This is a genomic window from Gemmatimonadota bacterium, from assembly GCA_016209965.1.
Lineage (GTDB): Bacteria > Gemmatimonadota > Gemmatimonadetes > Longimicrobiales > RSA9 > JACQVE01.
On sequence record JACQVE010000021.1, the window covers coordinates 1 to 3,319 of the forward strand.

General features: G+C 72.7%; 5 protein-coding genes. 1 reads left to right on the top strand and 4 read right to left on the bottom strand.

Going from position 1 to position 3,319, the window contains the following annotated elements:
- The 4 genes from HY703_01020 to HY703_01035 all read right to left on the bottom strand — a co-directional run.
- Positions 1-524 (bottom strand): Ig-like domain-containing protein (locus HY703_01020; GenBank protein ID MBI4543760.1); only part of this gene is annotated, 524 nt, incomplete at its 3' end.
- A 165-nt stretch (positions 525-689) separates the two neighbouring features.
- Entirely contained in the window at positions 690-1,580 is an 891-nt protein-coding gene (locus HY703_01025; protein ID MBI4543761.1) for a PDZ domain-containing protein, read from the bottom strand.
- 41 nt (positions 1,581-1,621) lie between these two features.
- Complete coding sequence (locus HY703_01030) at positions 1,622-2,302, bottom strand: hypothetical protein (GenBank protein ID MBI4543762.1); 681 nt, start codon at positions 2,300-2,302, stop codon at positions 1,622-1,624.
- Positions 2,290-2,844, bottom strand: a complete 555-nt coding sequence (locus tag HY703_01035) for a sigma-70 family RNA polymerase sigma factor (protein MBI4543763.1) — start codon at positions 2,842-2,844, stop codon at positions 2,290-2,292. Before HY703_01035 ends, HY703_01030 begins: the two co-directional genes overlap by 13 nt.
- A gap of 274 nt (positions 2,845-3,118) precedes the next feature.
- Here HY703_01035 and HY703_01040 point away from each other — a divergent pair.
- A partial coding sequence (locus tag HY703_01040) for a hypothetical protein (GenBank protein ID MBI4543764.1) occupies positions 3,119-3,319 on the top strand: 201 nt, incomplete at its 3' end.

A 3,319-nucleotide genomic window follows, 5' to 3' on the forward strand; every position in this document is an offset into this window, starting at 1 on the left:
GCAGTGTCCGACGAAGACCACTGGAGCTGCGCCGAAACGATGGCGTTGCCGTGGCGGTCGGTGACCGTGGCCGTGAGCCGGACGGTGTCGCCCACGGCGGAGAAGCTCAGGGAATCCCGCGACGGCTTGATTGATGCCAGCCGGTCCGGTGTCGCCGTGGCCGTGAACACCGCGGGCGCGAGCCCGCTCACGGCAGCTTGAACCCTCTGTTCGCCGGCTGCGGTGCCTAGCGTCCACTGCGCTTGCGCCTGCCCGGTCGCGTCCGTCCTGGCCGCCGTCGCGCTGACCGTGCCGCCGCCCGCGACCACGCTCCACTCGACGGTGACGCCGCTCAGCGCCCTGCCGCCAGCGTCCAGCACCTTGACGATGAGGGTGTTGGGCAGCCTGCTGCCGACTACCGCGGTCTGGCCAGTGCCGGAAACGACCTGGATGGATGCGGGCGGCGGCGGGCCGGTGCCGTCGCCGCAGGCGAGCAGCAAGCTGGCGGCCGCCGCCATGCCCAGGCCATGCTGGAAGCGAGTCATAACGTGTGCCTGGCAGCCCGGGAGGTTGGGCCGGAGGCCGGCGCCACCGCTGTGCGGCGCCGGCGCCGGTAGGAAACGTGCGGGGGAATATGCAGCGGCGGAGGCCGGTTCAACAAGCGAGCTACCGCCTGCCGGGGGCGGCGGGAATGACTCCGCTATCTGGGGTTAGCGGTCCTCGCGCGGCAGGCTGAGCCCCTGCCGTTTGCCCTGGCGCAGAATCTCGAGGCGCAGGGGGGTGTGCCTCGAGCGGGCCACGGCCCGGCGCAGCTCGGCGATGGTGCGCACCGGCTCGGCGGCGGCGCTGATGATCACATCGCCCGCCTCGAGGCCGGCACGCGCGGCGGGTGTCTCCGGTGCCACGCGCAGCACCAGCAGACCCTGGTCCGTGCGGAAGTAGCGGCCCAGGCCGGCGTTGAGCTCACTGAACTCGGCGCCGGCGACGGCGCGGCGCCCCAGCTCCTCATGGTACCAGAACGCGAAGCCGGAGTCGCTCCGCTCGATGTGGAAGCGCGGCAACGTCACGCTGTCCAGTCGGACGCGCACTGTGTCCAGCCGCACGCGCACCGTGTCCAGGTACATGCGCAGCACGCGGCGCAGCGAGTCCGAGTTGAAGATGATGATGTCGCCGGCAGGGCCGGTGGCGATGTAGGGCCCGGGCCGCGGCCCGGCGAGGACGCGCAGCTCCTGCTCGCGTCCCATCCGGCGCACGGTGAGACGCACGGTCTCGCCCGCGCGGAGCGAGTGGCGCAGTGCGCCCAGCCGCCACGAGCTGACCGGTGCGCCATTCAACTTGAGCAGTGTGTCGCCCGACTGGAGTCCGGCCTGCTGGGCGGGCGAGCCGGGGAGCACCTGCTGGATCCGAACCACCTCCCGGACCGGCCCGCCGCCGGCAGGCGCGTGCTCGACCTCGTAAGAGAACCCCAGCCACCCCGAGGCCGGTGGCGTGGCTGGCTCCGGCTGCTGCGCGGCCAGCCCCGCCGCAGCCGCCAGCAGCAGGCCCGCGGGCAGCGCATGGCGGGCCGCGGATAGTAGCCGCCACGGCGCGGCTCTGCTCATGGATCCCTTGTTTCTAAACCGGGTGCGCACGTTCATAACCTTCAGAACCAGGATTGGTCGGCGGCCAGTGCGAGTTGCCGCAGCATGGCTTCCCGCTGCGCCACCGCCGTCAGGTGGTAGCCGTTGATGACCGGATCGGCCGGCGCCTGGCGCAGCGCCGCACGGGTGGTGAGGACGATGCCCTCGAGCGCCGCCAGGCGTGCCACCGGATCAGTGCTCGGCAACTGGCGCGTGAGCCGGGCATGCCGGGCGAGCGCGCCGAGGTAGGCCACCTCCGCGTCGCGCAGCGCACGCGCGGCCTCTTCCGGCGTTTCCGCTGCCACGGCTCCCGCCGGAGCGCTGGCGCCCTCAGTTTCGCTGCCGGCCAGGAGCCCGCCGCTTCCGCGTCCGTCACTCCCGGCGCGCAGCGCCGCGCCCGCCAGCGTGCCCAGCAGGAAGAGCGTGAGCGCGGCAGCCAGCCGCAGCACGGTGGGGAACCGGGTCCGGCGCGCGGCCGCGGATCCCGCGCGCACCAGCCCTTCCCGGCGCAGGCGCGCCTCGAGGGCGAGCCAGCCGTGGGCCGGCGGAGCCCACTCCGGCAGGCCGGCCAGCGCGCGCGTCTGCTCGCGCAACTGGTCCAGCTCCGCACGGCACTCGGCACAGGCGTCCAGGTGCGCCGCCTCGAGGGGCGGCGCCGCCTCGTCCACCAGGCGGGCCAGCGTTTCCAGGCTCAGGTGTGACATACCTCCTCCCCATTCACTGCCAGGCCCTCCGGATGCAACAGCTTCCGCATCCGCGCCCGGGCCTTGAATAGCTGACTCTTCGACGTCCCGGGCTGGACGCCCAGCAGCTCGCCGATCTCCTCGTGCGTGTAGCCCTCGACGTCATGGAGCACGAGGACCTGCCGCATCCCTTCCGGCAGCCGCTCGAGCGCCCGCTCGAGCCGCAAGCGGACCAGCGTCGGCTCACCGGCAGCGGGCGCCGGTAGTGTCATCGGCAGCGGTGCCTCCCGCGAAGTTCGCCGCTCCCGCGCGCGCCGGCCGTGCAGCGCACTGTTCACCGCAATGCGGTGCAGCCAGGTCGAGAAGCGCGCCTCGGCGCGGAACGCGGGGAGCGCGCGGATCGCCCGCACCCACGCCTCCTGCGCCCAGTCCTCCGCCAGCGCGTCCTCGCCTGCCAGCCGGCGGGTGATGGCGAAGACGCGCGCCGCGTACCGCTGATAGAGCTCGCGGATCGCGCCGCCATCCCCCTGCTGTGCGCGCAGGATCAGCTCGCCTTCGCTCATGAGCCGCTCATGTTTCTATTCTTTCGATGCACATGTAGGCCCCAGGGGTTGCCCGTGGCATTGCGGGCTCCTCGCCTCCGGCTGTCGGGCTCGGGCTCGGGCTCGGACTGGCACGGGCTCGGGCTCCCGGCCCATGTGCCGGTGCCGTTCCCAGCTCTCGGCTCACGCATCATAGCCGGCGACGGCCCTTGCTGCCCGACCTAGCCCGGATCTTGCCTTCCGGAGCCTGGCGGCGCGCGCCGGGTGGCGTGAGGCAGCGCGATCCAGGGAGAGAATGCCGGCTCGAAACGTCCTCGTCTCGCCCTTGCTGGCACTGCTGCTCTGCCCGCGCGCGGCTGCTGCGCAGTGGCGCGACATACCCGACGAACTCGGCAACCTGGCCGAGGACATCGCTTACCTGTGGGCCGCTCCCTCGCGGCTGGACGAGGATGACATCCCGGGCGTGATCGGCGTGCTGCAGGCCGTCGTCGTCAGC

Bases quoted from the DNA above. Each gene is read 5' to 3' on its own strand.
- HY703_01025 (MBI4543761.1), bottom strand. From the start codon at position 1,580: ATGAGCAGAGCCGCGCCGTGGCGGCTACTATCCGCGGCCCGCCATGCG.
- HY703_01030 (MBI4543762.1), bottom strand. From the start codon at position 2,302: ATGTCACACCTGAGCCTGGAAACGCTGGCCCGCCTGGTGGACGAGGCG.
- HY703_01035 (MBI4543763.1), bottom strand. From the start codon at position 2,844: ATGAGCGAAGGCGAGCTGATCCTGCGCGCACAGCAGGGGGATGGCGGC.